The organism is Nocardioides pyridinolyticus (assembly GCF_054653575.1).
Window position 1 is genome coordinate 1 of the sequence record NZ_BAAIFY010000064.1, and the last position, 2,268, is coordinate 2,268.

At 69.3% G+C, this 2,268-nt stretch carries 3 protein-coding genes; all 3 read right to left on the minus strand.

Going from position 1 to position 2,268, the window contains the following annotated elements; all coding sequences use genetic code 11:
* Positions 1-314: 314 nt before the first annotated feature.
* Positions 315-1,043, minus strand: coding sequence for a FadR/GntR family transcriptional regulator (locus tag ACYQ0U_RS22590; protein ID WP_459976137.1), 729 nt, complete (start codon positions 1,041-1,043; stop codon positions 315-317).
* Positions 1,040-1,891: an SMP-30/gluconolactonase/LRE family protein gene (locus ACYQ0U_RS22595; RefSeq protein ID WP_459976138.1), complete on the minus strand. Its 852-nt coding sequence runs from the start codon at positions 1,889-1,891 to the stop codon at positions 1,040-1,042. Before ACYQ0U_RS22595 ends, ACYQ0U_RS22590 begins: the two co-directional genes overlap by 4 nt.
* Before the next feature lie 118 nt (positions 1,892-2,009).
* Positions 2,010-2,268 (minus strand): cysteine hydrolase family protein (locus ACYQ0U_RS22600; protein WP_459976139.1); only part of this gene is annotated, 259 nt, incomplete at its 5' end.

Sequence of the window (2,268 nt, forward strand, 5' to 3'; positions counted from 1 at the left end):
GGACGACATGCCCATCTCCTCTTACTTGGTTGGTGTACTTCGACTTCTTCGGTTGACGCTGCGTCGTGCCGAGTGGTGACCGCCGCTGTCGATCCGGCCCCCCGGACCCTCGCTGGCCGGCGGCTCGGCCCGGGGGGCCGTCAGCCGTCCCGTCGCGCGCGAAGGCTCGATTGCCATCCCAACTCCTGGAGGTAGCGGACCCCCTGCGCCGAGTGGACCTCGTCGTCGTCTTAGCCGGTCATCAGGTGGTCTGAACAGTAACGAGCGCCACAAGCCGGTGTCAACACACGTGGGAGAGATCCGCGCTTCCCCGGTCAGGCGTCGTCGACCGCCCCGCCCGACTGGGCGAGGTGGTCCAGCACGTCCTGCTCGACCTCGCGGATGTGCCGCACCGCGGCCTCCCGGGCGTCCCGAACGCGTCGGCCGATGATCGCCTCGACGATGGCCTGGTGGCCGAGGTGGGCTCGGGCCCGCCGGCCGGGCAGGGCGATCACCCGCTCGGAGTACCGCACGAACAGCGGGGCGAGGTTCTTCACCAGCTCCACGAGGAGCGGGTTGCCGGCGGTCTCCGCGATCGCTTGGTGCAGGGCACCGTCGAGCTCGATGAACCGAGCGTCGCTCAGGTCGGGATCGCTCGCGGCCTCGAGCAGCTCCTGCAGCCTCGTGGCCGTCGCCGGCGTCACCCGACGGGCCGCCAGCGAGGCGGCCTTGTCCTCCAGCGGCAGGCGCACCTCGAAGAGGTCGCCGACGGTGAACTCGTCGAAGAGCAACAGCTGGGACGCGGAGGGCGCCTGCTTCTCGGCACGCACCACGAACACGCCGACTCCGTGATCGGTGCGGACCAGGCCCAGCGCCTCCACCATGCGGAGCGCCTCGCGCATGGAGCTGCGTCCCACCCCGAACTGCTCGGCGAGCACGCGTTCGGCAGGGAGGCGGTCACCCGGCGCGAAACCGCCGTCGGTGATCAGGCGCTCCAACTGTGCCGCCACAGAGTCCGCCACCTTCAGCCGACGGACCGGGCGGATACCCGGCGTCAGGCTCATGTCGACCTCGCGTCGGCCGGAAGGTGTAGCCGGAGCCCCGGAATGGCCGTGCGGATGCAGTAGATGCTGGTGCTCGCACAGATGTACAGCGTGCGGAGGTCCTCGTCGCCCCACGTGAAGTTCGCCGTGTCCTCGGGCACGCGAATCAGCCCGACCGCGCGCGCCTCGTCGTCGAACACGTGGATCCCCCCGGGGCCGGTGCAGTAGAGGTTGCCGAGGCGGTCGCACTTCATGCCGTCGGGGACTCCGACGCCCTCACCCGTCACCTCGGCCCAGACCTCGCCGCCCCGGATCTCACCGCGGTCCACCGCGAACCGGCGGATGTGGCGACGCTCGGTGTCGTTGACGTAGAGGAAGCGTTCGTCCGGGGAGAGGCAGAGTCCGTTGGGTCCGTCGAAGTCGGCGGCGACGAGGTCGATACGGTCGCCGTCGGGAGAGATCCGGTAGACGCCGCGCCAGTCGAGCTCGGGATCCCGCAGGACGCCGTACATCGAGCCGCGGCCGTAGAGGGGGTCGGTGAAGTAGATGGTGCCGTCGCGGGCGACGATCACGTCGTTCGGGCTGTTCAGCTCCTTGCCCTCGAACCGGTCGGCGACGACCGTCAGCGTGCCGTCGAGGTTGCGCCGCACCAGCCGGCTGGTGGCGTGCTCGCAGGTCAGCAGCCGGCCCTCACGGTCCAGGGTGCTGCCGTTCGCCATCCTGCTCGGGGCGCGGAAGATCTCGACGGCCCCGTCCGGAGACATGACGTACATGCAGTCCGCCGGGATGTCGCTGAACACGAGTCGACCCTCGTCCGCGTGCCACACCGGGCCCTCGACGAACGAGAAGCCCGTGGCGAGTCGCGTCAACTCGTCTTGTTCCACCCTGCGGTCGGTCACCGTCTCCTGCCCCTCGTTCATCAGAAGCCGGCGGGCGCGCCGTCGGTTGCGACCGCGCGCCCGCCACTCTCGCTTCTCGTGCCAGCTGTTACTCGACGCCGATCATCTTCAGGAACTCGGTGCTCAGCAGCACGTCACCGTGGTTGGCCTGGATGTTGCGCAATGCCTCCCAGTGCTGGCCGTAGCCCAGCGGCTGGTCCTCCAACGACGCCGGGATGGCGGCGTTGGTGTCAGCCAGGGTGATCACCTTGTAGTCCTGGTTCGCACCGTCGATCGCGGTGGTGATCACGCAGTTCCCGGTCGAGACACCCGCGATGACGATGGTGTCCGCACCCGCACGACGCATA